We start from the raw sequence: 13623 nt of genomic DNA, 5'->3' as shown, positions 1-13623 counted from the left end.
CGCCTACAGCTTCATCAGGTTGCTGTCGTCGACCGAAGCGGAGTGCCTGGTCCGGAAGATGGAGACGATGATGGCGAGGCCGACCACGACCTCGGCCGCCGCGACCACCATGGTGAAGAACGCGAGGATCTGGCCGTCCAGGTTGCCGTGCAGCCGGGAGAACGTGACCAGCGCCAGGTTCGAGGCGTTCAGCATCAACTCCACGCACATGAACAGCACGATCGCGTTGCGCCGGATCAGCACGCCGGAGGCGCCGATGGTGAACAGCAGCGCGGCCAGGTACAGGTAGTTGACCGGGTTCACTCCGCCTCCTCCTTGCTCGGGGTCGGCACGGTCTCCAGCGCCTGGCGGGGCCCGGTGACCTTCGGACGGGCGGAGGACGGCCGGCCGAGCCAGTCGGCGGTGCTCTCCTCCAGCTCGGCCATCCGCCGCAGCATCTCCTGGCTGACGTCACGGATCTGGCCGCGCTCGCGCAGGGTGCCCATCACCGAGTCCTCGGCGACGGTGCCGTCGGGCAGCAGCGCCGGGATGTCCACCGCGTTGTGCCGGGCGTACACGCCGGGGGCGGGCATCGGCGGCACCTGGATGTTGTCCTTGACGCGCTGCGCGGCGAGTTGACGCTGCGTCAGGCGGTCGCGGACCTTCTCGCGGTGGGTCAGCACCATCGCGCCGACCGCCGCGGTGATCAGCAGCGCGCCGGTCACCTCGAACGCCCAGACGTACTTGGTGAAGATCAGCTTCGCCAGGCCCTGCACGTTGCCCTCGGCGTTCGCCTCGGACAGGCCCGTGAAGTGCGACAGCTTGGCGTTCGCCAGACCGGCGATCAGCAGCACGCCGAAGCCCACGCCGCAGAGCACCGCGGCGATCCGCTGGCCCTTGAGCTGCTCCTTCAGCGAGTCCGCCGAGGAGACGCCGACCAGCATCACCACGAACAGGAACAGCATCATGATCGCGCCGGTGTAGACCACGATCTGCACCACACCCAGGAACACCGCGCCCTGCGCCAGGTAACAGACCGCCAGCGACAGCATGGTGGCGGCCAGGCAGAGCGCCGAGTGCACCGCCTTCTTCATCAGCAGCATGCCGAGCGCCCCGCCGACCGCGATCACGGCCAGCACCCAGAACTGCACGGCCTCGCCGGTGGAGGTCATGACTGCGCCTCCTTGTCGTGCGCGTGCTTCTCCTGCTGCACGGTGCCCGGCGCGGCGCCGGTGATCTCGCCCCGGTAGTAGGCGCCCTCGTCCGCGCCGGGGAAGTACGCGTGCGGCGAGTCGACCATGCCCTCGGTCAGCCCGACCAGCAGCTGCTCCTTGGTGAAGATCAGGTCCTGCCGGCTGTCGTCGGCCAGTTCGTACTCGTTGGTCATGGTGAGCGCCCGGGTCGGGCAGGCCTCGATGCACAGCCCGCACAGGATGCAGCGGGCGTAGTTGATCTGGTAGACCGCGCCGTACCGCTCGCCGGGCGAGTACCGCTCGTCGTCATGGTTGTCGGCGCCCTCGACGTAGATCGCGTCGGCCGGGCAGGCCCAGGCGCACAGCTCGCAGCCGACGCACTTCTCCAGACCGTCCGGGTGCCGGTTCAGCTGGTGGCGACCGTGGAAACGCGGAGCGGTGGGCTTCTTGTACTCCGGGTACTGCTCGGTGAGCCGCTTCTTGAACATGGCCTTGAAGGTCACGCCGAAGCCGGCGGCCGGCCCGAGGACCGACTTTTCCGAAGATTCGTCAGACATGGCGGGGCTCAGCTCCCTTCGGAATGGTCGGCCCCGTTGAGGGCGTCCTGGAGTTGCGGGGTCCGGCGACGGCGGCGCGGGACGGGCGGCAGTTGCTGACCGGGCAGCGGCGGCACCGGATAGCCGCCGGCCATCGGGTCGAACGCCGCGGGCGGGGCGGCGGCCGGCGGCTCCGCGGGCTTCTTCCGGATCACGTCCGCCACCAGCGCGATCAGCAGGATCGCCGCCAGCGGGGCGCCCACGTACAGCAGCACCTTGGTGAAGTCGTAGCCCTCGTTGCGCAGCGCCCGCACCGCGGACACCATCACCAGCCACACCAGCGAGACCGGGATGAGCACCTTCCAGCCGAGCTTCATGAACTGGTCGTAGCGCAGCCGGGGCAGCGTGCCGCGCAGCCAGATGAAGAAGAACAGCAGCAGCTGGATCTTCAGCACGATCCACAGCATCGGCCACCAGCCGTGGTTGGCACCCGCCCAGAACGTCGAGATCGGCCACGGGGCCCGCCAGCCGCCGAGGAACAGCGTCGAGGCGACCGCCGAGACGGTGACCATGTTGACGTACTCGGCCAGCATGAACATCGCGAACTTCAGCGAGGAGTACTCGGTGTTGAAACCGCCGACCAGCTCGCCCTCGGCCTCCGGGAGGTCGAACGGGGCCCGGTTGGTCTCGCCGACCATCGCGATGATGTAGACGATGAACGACACCGGCAGCAGCACCGCGAACCAGGTCGGCTGCTGCGAGGAGACGATCTCCGAGGTCGACATCGAGCCCGAGTAGATGAACACCGCCGCGAACGACAGGCCCATCGCGATCTCGTAGCTGATCATCTGGGCGGACGAGCGGATACCGCCGAGCAGCGGGTACGTCGAACCGGACGACCAGCCCGCCAGCACGATGCCGTAGATGCCCACCGAGGCGGTGGCCAGGATGTACAGCAGCGCGATCGGCAGGTCGGTGAGCTGCAGCGGCGTCCGGGTACCGAAGATCGACACCTCGTTGCCCGCCGGGCCGAACGGGATCACCGCGAACGCCATGAACGCGGGGATCGCCGCGACGATCGGCGCCAGGATGTAGACCGCCTTGTCGGCGCCCTTCACCACCAGATCTTCCTTCAGCGCCAGCTTCACACCGTCGGCCAGCGACTGCAGCAGACCCCACGGGCCGTGCCGGTTCGGGCCGATCCGCAGCTGCATCCAGGCGACGACCTTGCGCTCCCAGACGATCGCGATCAGCACCGTCAGCACCAGGAAGGCGAAGCAGAACACCGCCTTCAGCAGCACCAGCCACCACGGGTCGCGGCCGAAGTAGCCCAGAGTGTCGTACGCAGCAGCGAGGTCCGTCATGATTCCTCCGCCGGGGCGATGGTGACCAGGTGGCCGAGCGTGGTGCCGAGCGTGCGGTGCACGCCGCCGCCGGGCGTCGAGTTGAGCGGCAGCCAGACCGTGCGGTCCGGCATCGCCCCGGTGACCTCCAGCGGCAGGGTCAGCGACCCGGCCGGGCCGGAGATCCGCAGCAGCGCGCCGGTGGCGCCGATCTCGGCGGCGGTGGCGGCGGACAGCCGGGCCACCACGGGGTGCCGGGTGCCGGCCAGGTGCTCGTCGCCGTCCTGCAGCGAGCCGTTGTCGAGCAGCATCCGGTGCCCGGCCAGCACGGCCTGCCCGGTGACGGGACGGGGCAGCGCGGCGGGGTGCGCGGCGGGCTCGGCGGGGCGGTCGCCCTGCCAGGGGGCGAAGCGGTCCAGCTCCAGCCGGGCCGCCCGGACGTCGGGCAGGCCGATCGGCCGCTCCAGCGCGTCCGCGAGCATCGACAGCACCCGGACGTCGGCGTGCAGGTGGCGTCCCATCAGCTGGTCGGGCTTGATGGCCGGCTCGAACATCCGGACCCGGCCCTCCCAGTCCAGGAAGGTGCCGGCCTTCTCGGCGACGGCCGCGACCGGCAGCACCACGTCGGCGTGCGCCGTCACGGCGGACGGGCGCAGCTCCAGCGAGAGCACGAACTCAACGCTCTCCAGGGCCTGTTCGGCGAACGCCGGGTCCGGCAGGTCGTCCAGGCCGACGCCGCCGATCACCAGCGCGTCCAGCTCGCCGGCCGCGGCGGCGGCCAGGATCCGGCCGGTGTCGCGGCCGGGCGCGGCGGGCAGTTCGTCGACGCCCCAGTGGGTGGCGGCCTCGGCGCGGGCGGCGGGCACCTCGACGGACCGGCCGCCGGGCAGCAGCCCGGGCAGCGCGCCCGCCTCGACCGCGCCGCGCTCGCCGGCCCGGCGCGGCACCCAGGCGAGCTTCGCCCCGGTGGTCTGCGCCAGGCGCAGCGCGGCGGTCAGGCCGCCGGCGGTCTGGGCGAGCCGTTCGCCGACCAGGATCACCGCGCCCGGGGAGCGCAGCGCGTCGGCGCAGCGTCCCGCGTCGTCGGCGAGCACCTCGTCGCCCGCGAGCGCGCCGAGCCATTCGGCCTCGGTGCCGGGGGCGGCGGGCAGCAGCGCGCCGTGCAGCTTGGCGAGGCCCCGGGTGGCGTGCGAGGCGATCGAGAACACCCGCAGTCCGGTGGCCCGGTTGGCCTTGCGCAGCCGCAGGAAGACGATCGGCGCCTCTTCCTCCGCTTCGAGTCCGGCCAGCAGCACGGCCGGTGCGGCCTCCAGCTCGCGGTACGTCACCCCGCCGCCGTCCACATCCGTCCCGTGCCCGGCGACGACCGCGGCCAGGAACTCGGCCTCCTCGGCGCTGTGCGGGCGGGAGCGGAAGTCGACGTCGTTGGTGCCGAGTGCCAGGCGGGCGAACTTGCCCCAGCCGTAGGCGTCCTCGACGGTGACCCGGCCGCCGGCCAGCGCCGCGGCCCGCTTGCCGCGCAGCCCCTCGGCGGCCTCGGCGAGCGCCTCCGACCAGGACACCGCGACGAGTTCGCCGTCACGGCGCACCATCGGCGAGGTGAAACGGTCCCGCTGCTGGGCGTAGCGGAACGCGAACCGGCCCTTGTCGCAGTTCCACTCCTCGTTGACCTCCGGCTCGTTGCCGGCCAGGCGCCGCAGCACCTTGCCGCGCCGGTGGTCGGTGCGCTGCCCGCAGCCCGCCGAGCAGTGCTCGCACACGGACGGGGAGGACACCAGGTCGAACGGGCGGGAGCGGAACCGGTAGGCGGCGGAGGTGAGCGCGCCGACCGGGCAGATCTGGATGGTGTTGCCGGAGAAGTACGAGTCCAGCGGCTGGTCGACGCCGGTGCCGACCTGCTGGAGCGCGCCGCGCTCGACCAGGTCGATGAACGGGTCACCGGCGATCTGCTGCGAGAACCGGGTGCAGCGCGCGCACAGCACGCACCGCTCGCGGTCCAGCAGCACCTGGGTGGAGAGCGGGATCGGCTTCTCGTACGTCCGCTTGACGCCCTCGAACCGGGACTCCGCGTCGCCGTTGGTCATCGCCTGGTTCTGCAGCGGGCACTCGCCGCCCTTGTCGCAGACCGGGCAGTCCAGCGGGTGGTTGATCAGCAGCAGTTCCATCACGCCGCGCTGCGCCTTCTCGGCGACCGGCGAGGACAGCTGGGTGCGCACCACCATGCCCTCGGCGACCGGGATGGTGCAGGAGGCGACCGGCTTGCGCTGCCCCTCGACCTCCACGATGCACTGGCGGCACGCCCCGGCGGGGTCGAGCAGCGGGTGGTCGCAGAAGCGCGGGATCTGGGTGCCGATCTGCTCGGCGGCGCGGATCACCAACGTGCCCTTGGGGACGCTGACTTCGACGCCGTCGATGGTGAGCGTGACCAGCTCGGTCTGGGTGGACGAAGGCTCCGTGACCGTCACGCGTGCACCTCCCTCTCGGTGGCGGACTCGTGGACGGAGGCCCGGTCGGCCCAGACGGTGGAGGCCGCCGGGTCGAACGGGCAGCGGTGCTCGTTGATGTGCTGCTCGTACTCGGCACGGAAGTGCTGGAGCGAGGAGACGATCGGGCTGGCGGCACCGTCGCCCAGCGCGCAGAAGGACTTGCCGTTGATGTTGTCGGCGATGTCCAGCAGCTTCTCCAGGTCGCCGGGCACGCCCTGGCCGGCCTCGATCCGCTTCAGCAGCTGGACCAGCCAGTAGGTGCCCTCCCGGCAGGGGGTGCACTTGCCGCAGGACTCGTGGGCGTAGAACTCGGTCCACCGGGTGACGGCCCGCACCACGCAGGTGGTCTCGTCGAACACCTGCAGGGCCTTGGTGCCGAGCATCGAGCCGGCCGCGCCGACGCCCTCGTAGTCGAGCGGGACGTCGAGGTGCTCGTCGGTGAACATCGGGGTGGACGAGCCGCCCGGCGTCCAGAACTTGAGGCGGTGCCCGGTCCGGACGCCGCCGGACATGTCCAGCAGCTGGCGCAGCGTGATGCCGAGCGGGGCCTCGTACTGCCCGGGGTTGGTGACGTGCCCGGACAGCGAGTACAGCGTGAAGCCGGGCGACTTCTCGGTGCCCAACGACTTGAACCACTCCTTGCCGCGGGCCAGGATCGGCGGCACCGAGGCGATCGACTCGACGTTGTTGACCACCGTCGGGCAGGCGTACAGGCCGGCGATCGCCGGGAACGGCGGGCGCAGCCGGGGCTGGCCGCGGCGGCCCTCCAGCGAGTCCAGCAGTGCGGTCTCCTCGCCGCAGATGTACGCGCCGGCCCCCGCGTGCACGGTGATGTCGAGGTCGATGCCCTCGCCGAGGGCGTCCTTGCCGAGGAACCCCGCCGTGTAAGCCTCGGCGACGGCGGCCTGCAGGCGGCGCAGCACCGGGACGACCTCGCCGCGCAGGTAGATGAAGGCGTGGTTGCAGCGGATCGCGTAGGAGGCGATCGCCATGCCCTCGATCAGCGAGTGCGGGTTGGCGAACAGCAGCGGGATGTCCTTGCAGGTGCCCGGCTCGGACTCGTCGGCGTTGACCACCAGGTAGTGCGGCTTGCCGTCGTTCTGCGGGATGAACTGCCACTTCATGCCGGTGGGGAAGCCGGCGCCGCCGCGGCCGCGCAGGCCGGAGTCCTTGACCAGGGCGATCACGTCGTCCGGGGCCATCGCCAGGGCGGCCCGCAGGCCGTCGTAGCCGCCGTGCCGGCGGTAGGTTTCGAGCGTCCAGGGGCGGTGGTCGTCCCAGAACGCGGAGAGGACCGGGGAGAGCAGCTTCTCGGCCGGCTCGGCGGAGGTCATCACGCTTCCGTCCCTTCGTGCCGGGGGGAGACCACCTTGGCGCCCGGGGTGCCGGGCAGTGCCTCGCCCTTGGCCAGCCGCAGGCCGGCCAGCGAGGGCGCGCCGCCGGCCCCGGACTCGTCGACCGCGCCCTCGCGTTCGTCGGCGAAACCGGCCAGGATCCGGGAGGTCTCCTTGAACGAGCAGAGCTTCGCGCCGCGGGTCGGCCGGACCTCTTCGCCCGCGCGCAGCCGGTCCACCAACTCCCGTGCGGATTCCGGTGTCTGGTTGTCGAAGAACTCCCAGTTCACCATCACCACGGGCGCGTAGTCGCAGGCCGCGTTGCACTCGATCCGCTCGATCGAGATCGCGCCGTCCTCGGTGGTGCGGTTGTTCTCGATCTCCAGGTGCTGCTTCAACTCGTCGAAGATCTGGTCGCCGCCGAGCACCGCGCACAGCGTGTTGGTGCACACCCCGACGTGGTACTCGCCGGCCGGGCGGCGCCGGTACATGGTGTAGAAGGTCGCGACCGCGGTGACCTCGGCGGTGGTGAGGTCCAACTGCTCGGCGCAGAACCGGATTCCGGTCGCCGAGACGAAGCCCTCCTCGGCCTGCACCAGGTGCAGCAGCGGCAGCAGCGCGGAGCGGGAGTGCGGGTAGCGGGCGATCAGTTCGGCGGCGTCGGCGGCCAGTCGCTGCTCGACCTCCGGCGGGTAGGGCTTGGCCGGCAGCGCCGGCAGGCCGAGTTCTGTGCTGCTCACCGGTCCACGCCTCCCATCACCGGGTCGATCCCGGCCACTGCCACGATCACGTCGGCCACCTGGCCGCCCTCGCACATCGCCGCCATCGTCTGCAGGTTGGTGAACGACGGGTCGCGGAAGTGCACCCGGTAGGGCCGGGTGCCGCCGTCGCTGACCACGTGCACGCCGAGCTCGCCCTTGGGCGACTCGACGGCCGCGTACGCCTGCCCGACCGGCACCTTGAAGCCCTCGGTGACCAGCTTGAAGTGGTGGATCAGGGCCTCCATCGAGGTGCCCATGATCTTCCGGATGTGGTCCAGCGAGTTGCCCATGCCGTCGGGGCCGACGGCGAGTTGGGCGGGCCAGGCGATCTTCTTGTCGGCGACCATCACCGGTCCGGGCTTCAGCCGGTCCAGGCACTGCTCGACGATCCGCAGCGACTGCTTCATCTCCTCCAGGCGGATCACGAACCGCCCGTAGGAGTCGCAGCTGTCGGCCGTCGCGACGTCGAACTCGTAGTTCTCGTACCCGCAGTACGGGTCGGTCTTGCGCAGGTCGTGCGGCAGCCCGGTGGAGCGCAGGATCGGGCCGGTGGCGCCGAGCGCCAGGCAGCCGGGCAGGTCGAGGAAGCCGACGTCGACCAGGCGGGCCTTGAACACCGGGTTGTCGGTGGCGAGTTTGTCGTACTCGTGCATCCGGGAGCGGAGCAGCTTGACGCCCTCGCGGATCTTGTCGACCGCGCCGGGCGGCAGGTCCTGCGCCAGCCCGCCCGGGCGGACGTAGGCGTGGTTCATCCGCAGGCCGGTGACCAGTTCGAAGATGTCCAGGATGGTCTCGCGGTCGCGGAAGCCGTAGATCATCAGGGTGGTGGAGCCGATCTCCATGCCACCGGTGGCGAGGGCCACCAGGTGCGAGGAGATCCGGTTCAGCTCCATCATCAACACCCGGATCACGGAAGCCCGTTCGGGAATGTCAGCGGTGATCCCGAGGAGCTTCTCCACGGCCAGGCAGTAGGCGGTCTCGTTGTACAGCGGAGTGAGGTAGTCCATCCGCGTCACGAACGTGGTGCCCTGCACCCAGTTGCGGAACTCCATGTTCTTCTCGATGCCGGTGTGCAGGTACCCGATGCCGCAGCGGGCCTCGGTGACCGTCTCGCCGTCGATCTCCAGGATCAGCCGCAGCACGCCGTGGGTGGACGGGTGCTGCGGGCCCATATTGACGATGATCCGCTCGTCGTCGGCGCCCACGACGGCCTCGGCGACCTCGCCCCAGTCGCCACCGGTGACGGTGAACACCCGTCCTTCGGTGGTCTCCCTGGAGCCCGCTTCGTATTGTGTGCTGCTCATCAGGTGTACGACCTCCGCTGGTCGGGCGCCGGGATCTGGGCGCCCTTGTACTCGACGGGAATGCCTCCGAGCGGGTAGTCCTTGCGCTGCGGGTGCCCCAGCCAGTCGTCCGGCATCATGATCCGGGTGAGCGCCGGGTGGCCCTCGAAGACCAGGCCGAAGAAGTCGTAGGTCTCCCGCTCGTGCCAGTCGTTGGTCGGGTAGACGCTCACCACGGACGGGATCCGCGGGTCCGCGTCCGGCGCGGTCACCTCGATCCGGATCAGCCGGCCGTGGGTGATCGAACGCAGGTGGTAGACCGCGTGCAGCTCCCGGCCCACCTCGCTCGGGTAGTGCACGCCGCTGACGCCCAGGCACAGTTCGAACCGCAGCGCCGGGTCGTCGCGCAGGATCCGCACCGCCTTCAGCAGGTGCTCGCGGGCGACGTGGAAGGTCAGTTCGCCGCGGTCCACGACGGTCTTCTCGATCACGTCGTCGACGTCGAGGCCCTGCTCCTCCAGCGCGCCCTCGAACTCGTCCGCCACCTCGTCGAAGTAGCCGCCGTACGGCCGCTCGCTCGGGCCGGGCAGCACGATCGCGGCGTTCAGTCCACCGAAACCCGAGGTGTCGCCGGTACCGTGCGCACCGAACATCCCCTGCCGGGTGCCGACCACCTCGACCGGAATCTCCCGCCGCGTCGCCGGAACCTCGGCCTGCTCGCCCTTCTCCTGCTCGCTCATCGCAGCAGCCCCCGCATCTCACTGGTCGGGGTGGCCTGCAGCGCGAGGCGCTCGGCCTCCTCCTCGGCCCGGCGGCGGTTCACGCCGAGCTTCTCGTGCTGGATCTTGTCGTGCAGCTTGAGGATCGCGTCCAGCAGCATCTCCGGACGGGGCGGACAGCCCGGCAGGTAGATGTCCACGGGCACGATGTGGTCGACGCCCTGGACGATCGCGTAGTTGTTGAACATGCCGCCGGAGGAGGCGCACACGCCCATCGAGATGACCCACTTGGGATTCGGCATCTGGTCGTACACCTGGCGCAGCACCGGAGCCATCTTCTGACTCACCCGGCCCGCCACGATCATCAGATCGGCCTGCCGCGGCGACCCGCGGAACACCTCCATGCCGAACCGGGCCAGGTCGTAACGGCCCGCCCCCGTGGTCATCATCTCGATCGCGCAGCAGGCGAGCCCGAAGGTGGCCGGGAAGACCGAAGCCTTCCGCACCCAACCCGCGGCGGCCTCCACGCTGGTGAGCAGAAAGCCGCTCGGCAGCTTCTCCTCGATACCCATCAGTTCCCTCTCAATGCCTTCGAGTCCGGTGGCTTGTCCGCCCGTTCACAAACACGGGGTCGGGGGTCAGTCCCACTCCAGGCCGCCGCGGCGCCACACATAGGCGTAGGCGACGAACACGGTGGCGATGAACAGGAGCATCTCGACCAGCCCGAAGATCCCCAGGGCGTCGAAGCTGACCGCCCACGGGTAGAGGAAGACGATCTCGATGTCGAAGACGATGAACAGCATCGCCGTCAGGTAGTACTTGATCGGGAACCGACCGCCGCCCACGGGCTGCGGGGTCGGTTCGATGCCGCACTCGTACGCCTCCAACTTGGCCCGGTTGTAGCGCTTCGGGCCGGTGAGCGAGGCCATCACCACGGAGCCGACCGCGAACGCCGCGGCAATGGCACCGAGTACGAGGATCGGCGCGTAGGCATTCATAGCCCCCGCTCCCTCCGTCCAGTCGTCCTTGACTGCAGATCGGAACCACCAGGTCACCAGCGGTGAACCGATGATCCACTTCGTGAGATCCGGCTCCATGTGAGGCAGTTCACAAAGCCAGGTTGGAGCGCATCCTATGCCTGTCTGCTTGTGATCTGCGACACGCAGTTCCCGACGATCTTTGTGATCTTCGCCACCCGACGAACCGCACAGACCGGCACAGGGCACCACTGTTCGACCCAGAGCAGGCACTTGGCCACATACAGTCGCAACTCAACGCGAAACAACCGCTGTTCGGCCACGGCCTATATCAATTGTGCGGCGGAACAAGCAAATTTCTGCATGATCACGTTTACGTGATAAAGCCCCTCACCCACCCGATGGACCCCGACCCCCACCCGCTTGACCCTTCGTTCACAAGCACTCAAGAACGACCGGCCGCCGGCACCGCGGTACCGCCCCCACGGCACGCAAAAGGCGGCGAACAGACGCTTCCGTCCGCCCGCCGCCCCTCGGCACCACGACTCCCCGTTAGGCGCCCGCTCCTCGCTCCTCGGCAGCCCGCAGGTTGCCCGCCTCGTGGAACCCGCCATCCTCGGGCCAGATGACCTCCACCCCCGCGAAGCCGCAGAGCGCGATCAGGTCCGGTCGAGGCTTCGACGGAACCAGCAGGGCCCAGCTCGGGATCGGCTCGAAGTGACGCCCGTAGTCGAACAGTTGGCCAACGGCCATCCTGACCGCTTCGCGAGTGACCGTGCCCTTGGCCTCGACGAGGCGGTTGGCCGTCTTGTCGAAGAGGTCCGTGATGATCGGCTTGAGCTCGCCGGCAGGCTCGATCCGCTGCCGGACCACAACGTGCCCGGCAGCACGGAGGTGATCCGCGTAGTCCCGGACGAGCTTGGCCTCACGGCGCTCGGCCTCGTACGGCTCACGGTGCGGCTCGACGTAGGTTCGCTCGACGTACTGCTGCTCGATCTCCACTTCCCGCACGAGGAGTTTGGGCTCGGGCGTGTGCGGAAGCTGCACGCCGCTGGGCGGTGCGGCCTTCACCGGCTGCAAGCGGAACATGATCACACTGCGCACCGGGCCGTCGTTCGTCTCGGGCGCGTCCGTCAGGTACCACGGGTCGTCCGCGGGGAGCTCGAACTGCCCGATGTACCTGGTCACCCCCGACGACACGCCCTGGAAGAGGTGGAGATCCCTTCCGTCCTTGCGGTGGTTCAGGATCGCGAGGTTGCCCTGGGTCATCTTCTGATCGCCCACCTGGCCTTCCCCCGCGTAGTGGTAGCAGCCGTCCTCGCCCCACCCGTCGAAGTAACCGTGGCGGTGCCCCTTCACCGGGTCGGTGAAGAGCAGGACGACCGGCGCGACGCGCGACGGCCCGATCCCGCCCTGCCTGCGACCGCCGTACTCGGCATGGATGTCCACCCGCTTGAGCTCGCGCCCGATCTCGATGTTCCAGTCGCTCACTGGATCCCCCTGCGTTTAGGTGAAAATCTAACCCTATAAAAGTACCCGATCGCCCCGAGCGTCCGCCAGACCTTTTCGCCCGTCGTCCCTGGCTCCTGGTGGACCCGCCGGTGGCGGCAACGAAAAGGACGCCCGCCGCATCGAGTGCGGCGGGCGTCCTTCAGGCGATCGGTACTTCCGGCGGGCCCTGTTGAGGGCGCTGCGTCCTCAGGCCCGGGGGGCGACCTTTGCGAGGCCGTTGATGATGCGGTCGGCGGCGTCGCCGCCGGTGGGGTCGGTGAGGTTGGCCAGGAGCTTGAGGACGAACTTCATCAGGACCGGGTGGGTGAGGCCGCGCTCGGCGGCGATGCGCATCACGCGGTCGTTGCCGATCATCTTCACGAACGCGCGGCCGAGGGTGTAGTAGCCGCCGTAGGTGTCCTTGAGGATCTGCGGGTAGCGGGCCAGGGCCCGCTCGCGGCCCTCGGGGGTGATGCGGGCCATGGCCTGGACGATGACGCCGGCGGCGAGCTGGCCGGATTCCATCGCATAGGCGATGCCCTCGCCGTTGAACGGGTTGACCATGCCACCGGCGTCGCCGACCAGCAGCAGGCCCCGGGTGTAGTGCGGCTGGCGGTTGAAGGCCATCGGCAGGGCGGCGCCGCGGATCGGCTCGGTCATGTTCTCCGGCGTGTAGCCCCACTCCTCGGGCATGCCGGCGCACCAGCTCTTCAGCACCTCGCGCCAGTTCAGGTCACCGAACGCCGGCGAGGAGTTGAGGATGCCGAGGCCGACGTTGGAGGTGCCGTCGCCCATGCCGAAGATCCAGCCGTAGCCGGGCAGCAGCTTCTTCTGCCCGCCGCGGGTGTCCCACAGCTCCAGCCAGGATTCCAGGTAGTCGTCGTCGTGCCGGGGCGAGGTGAAGTACGTCCGGTAGGCGACGCCCATCGGCCGGGACTCGATCCGGTGCAGGCCCATGGCCAGCGACAGCCGGGTGGAGTTGCCGTCGGCGGCGACCACCAGCGGGGCGTGGAAGGCGACTTCGCGCTTCTCCGGCCCGAGCTTGGCGGTGACGCCGGTGATCCGGCCGGTGCGGTCCTGGATGGGGCCGCTGACGTTGCAGTTCTCGTACAGCCGGGCGCCGGCCTTCTGCGCCTGACGGGCCAGCAGTTCGTCGAAGTCGGCGCGCTTGCGGACCAGTCCGTAGTCGGGGAACGAGGCCAGCTCCGGCCAGTCCAGCTCCAGCCGGACGCCGCCGCCGATGATCCGCAGGCCCTTGTTGGGCAGCCAGCCGTTCTCGGTGGACACGTCGATGCCCATGTCCACCAGCTGCTTGACGGCGCGCGGCGTCAGGCCGTCGCCGCACACCTTCTCGCGCGGGAACTCGGTCTTCTCCAGCAGCAGTACGTCCAGGCCCGCCTGGGCCAGCCAGTACGCGGTGGTGGAGCCGGCCGGACCGGCCCCGACCACGATGACGTCGGCGGTGGACTCCACGGCGGTCTCGGTCATTCGGCTCTCTCCTGAGCGCGTCGGGGTCACGGG

The 13623-nt window shown here is 69.9% G+C and carries 13 protein-coding genes; all 13 read right to left on the bottom strand.

The features are described from left to right. Positions 1-3 precede the first annotated feature (3 nt). The gene (gene nuoK, locus ACIHEI_RS00910; protein WP_043915678.1) at positions 4-303 is read right to left on the bottom strand and encodes an NADH-quinone oxidoreductase subunit NuoK; all 300 of its coding nucleotides are present in this window, start codon (positions 301-303) and stop codon (positions 4-6) included. Then, positions 300-1151, bottom strand: a complete 852-nt coding sequence (locus ACIHEI_RS00905; protein WP_396605165.1) for an NADH-quinone oxidoreductase subunit J — start codon at positions 1149-1151, stop codon at positions 300-302. Before ACIHEI_RS00905 ends, nuoK begins: the two co-directional genes overlap by 4 nt. Next, a complete protein-coding gene (gene nuoI / locus ACIHEI_RS00900; RefSeq protein ID WP_387638409.1) occupies positions 1148-1729 on the bottom strand; it encodes an NADH-quinone oxidoreductase subunit NuoI in 582 nt (193 codons plus the stop codon). Before nuoI ends, ACIHEI_RS00905 begins: the two co-directional genes overlap by 4 nt. An 8-nt stretch (positions 1730-1737) precedes the next feature. Continuing rightward, entirely contained in the window at positions 1738-3072 is a 1335-nt protein-coding gene (gene nuoH, locus ACIHEI_RS00895; RefSeq protein ID WP_387638411.1) for an NADH-quinone oxidoreductase subunit NuoH, read from the bottom strand. Further along, positions 3069-5516: an NADH-quinone oxidoreductase subunit G gene (locus ACIHEI_RS00890; RefSeq protein ID WP_396605164.1), complete on the bottom strand. Its 2448-nt coding sequence runs from the start codon at positions 5514-5516 to the stop codon at positions 3069-3071. The genes nuoH and ACIHEI_RS00890 overlap by 4 nt, the downstream gene beginning before the upstream one ends. Then, on the bottom strand, positions 5513-6871 hold the full coding sequence (nuoF, locus tag ACIHEI_RS00885) for an NADH-quinone oxidoreductase subunit NuoF (RefSeq protein ID WP_392946796.1): 1359 nt from the start codon (positions 6869-6871) through the stop codon (positions 5513-5515). Before nuoF ends, ACIHEI_RS00890 begins: the two co-directional genes overlap by 4 nt. After that, positions 6871-7590, bottom strand: a complete 720-nt coding sequence (gene nuoE / locus ACIHEI_RS00880; protein WP_392947236.1) for an NADH-quinone oxidoreductase subunit NuoE — start codon at positions 7588-7590, stop codon at positions 6871-6873. The genes nuoF and nuoE overlap by 1 nt, the downstream gene beginning before the upstream one ends. A 17-nt stretch (positions 7591-7607) precedes the next feature. Continuing rightward, complete coding sequence (locus tag ACIHEI_RS00875; protein WP_392946794.1) at positions 7608-8936, bottom strand: NADH-quinone oxidoreductase subunit D; 1329 nt, start codon at positions 8934-8936, stop codon at positions 7608-7610. Further along, positions 8936-9655 carry an NADH-quinone oxidoreductase subunit C gene (locus ACIHEI_RS00870; RefSeq protein WP_387638421.1) on the bottom strand — a complete coding sequence of 240 codons (720 nt, stop codon included), beginning with the start codon at positions 9653-9655 and terminating at the stop codon, positions 8936-8938. Before ACIHEI_RS00870 ends, ACIHEI_RS00875 begins: the two co-directional genes overlap by 1 nt. Next, positions 9652-10206, bottom strand: a complete 555-nt coding sequence (locus ACIHEI_RS00865) for an NADH-quinone oxidoreductase subunit B family protein (protein ID WP_035865125.1) — start codon at positions 10204-10206, stop codon at positions 9652-9654. The genes ACIHEI_RS00870 and ACIHEI_RS00865 overlap by 4 nt, the downstream gene beginning before the upstream one ends. 66 nt (positions 10207-10272) lie before the next feature. Further along, positions 10273-10632 carry an NADH-quinone oxidoreductase subunit A gene (locus tag ACIHEI_RS00860; protein WP_014137597.1) on the bottom strand — a complete coding sequence of 120 codons (360 nt, stop codon included), beginning with the start codon at positions 10630-10632 and terminating at the stop codon, positions 10273-10275. Between the two features lie 531 nt (positions 10633-11163). Beyond that, complete coding sequence (locus tag ACIHEI_RS00855; protein WP_396605163.1) at positions 11164-12102, bottom strand: restriction endonuclease; 939 nt, start codon at positions 12100-12102, stop codon at positions 11164-11166. Between the two features lie 207 nt (positions 12103-12309). Beyond that, positions 12310-13590, bottom strand: a complete 1281-nt coding sequence (locus ACIHEI_RS00850) for a geranylgeranyl reductase family protein (RefSeq protein ID WP_100587508.1) — start codon at positions 13588-13590, stop codon at positions 12310-12312. Positions 13591-13623: the final 33 nt, after the last annotated feature.

It is taken from the genome of Kitasatospora sp. NPDC051984 (assembly GCF_044593455.1).
GTDB lineage: Bacteria > Actinomycetota > Actinomycetes > Streptomycetales > Streptomycetaceae > Kitasatospora.
Note: the sequence above shows the minus strand (reverse complement) of the source record. Positions and strands in the feature narration are given on the sequence as shown.

Coding starts and splice junctions, on each gene's coding strand:
- ACIHEI_RS00875 (WP_392946794.1), bottom strand. CDS start 8,936: ATGAGCAGCACACAATACGAAGCGGGCTCCAGGGAGACCACCGAAGGA.
- ACIHEI_RS00905 (WP_396605165.1), bottom strand. CDS start 1,151: ATGACCTCCACCGGCGAGGCCGTGCAGTTCTGGGTGCTGGCCGTGATC.
- ACIHEI_RS00850 (WP_100587508.1), bottom strand. CDS start 13,590: ATGACCGAGACCGCCGTGGAGTCCACCGCCGACGTCATCGTGGTCGGG.
- ACIHEI_RS00860 (WP_014137597.1), bottom strand. CDS start 10,632: ATGAATGCCTACGCGCCGATCCTCGTACTCGGTGCCATTGCCGCGGCG.
- nuoH (WP_387638411.1), bottom strand. CDS start 3,072: ATGACGGACCTCGCTGCTGCGTACGACACTCTGGGCTACTTCGGCCGC.
- nuoF (WP_392946796.1), bottom strand. CDS start 6,871: ATGACCTCCGCCGAGCCGGCCGAGAAGCTGCTCTCCCCGGTCCTCTCC.
- ACIHEI_RS00865 (WP_035865125.1), bottom strand. CDS start 10,206: ATGGGTATCGAGGAGAAGCTGCCGAGCGGCTTTCTGCTCACCAGCGTG.
- nuoI (WP_387638409.1), bottom strand. CDS start 1,729: ATGTCTGACGAATCTTCGGAAAAGTCGGTCCTCGGGCCGGCCGCCGGC.
- ACIHEI_RS00870 (WP_387638421.1), bottom strand. CDS start 9,655: ATGAGCGAGCAGGAGAAGGGCGAGCAGGCCGAGGTTCCGGCGACGCGG.